At 43.5% G+C, this 310-nt stretch carries 1 protein-coding gene; it reads left to right on the forward strand.

The window, feature by feature from the left end:
• The coding region (locus GNE10_RS35135) for an AAA-like domain-containing protein (protein ID WP_185570584.1) at nt 1-310 on the forward strand (310 nt) is incomplete at both ends.

A 310-nucleotide genomic window follows, 5' to 3' on the forward strand; every position in this document is an offset into this window, starting at 1 on the left:
CAAATATCGCCCAAGATTTTTTACCAATGCTGCGATTTTGGCACGAACAAGCAAAGCAAGATTGCATTTGGCAAAAACTACGAATGGTGGTAGTTCACACCACAGAAATTTACGTTCCCCTAAAACTCAATCAATCACCTTTTAATGTAGGAATAACAATAACTCTGCCACCATTTACCCCCAAGCAAGTACAGGATTTAGCATTGCGTTACGGGCTAGAATGGGCAGTGTCCCCCGAAGGAGAAAAACGCCTGGAATCTCTACAAGCAATGGTGGGGGGACATCCTTATTTGGTGAGCCTTGCACTATA

This window comes from Nostoc sp. 2RC (assembly GCF_014222165.1).
Lineage (GTDB): Bacteria > Cyanobacteriota > Cyanobacteriia > Cyanobacteriales > Nostocaceae > Nostoc > Nostoc linckia.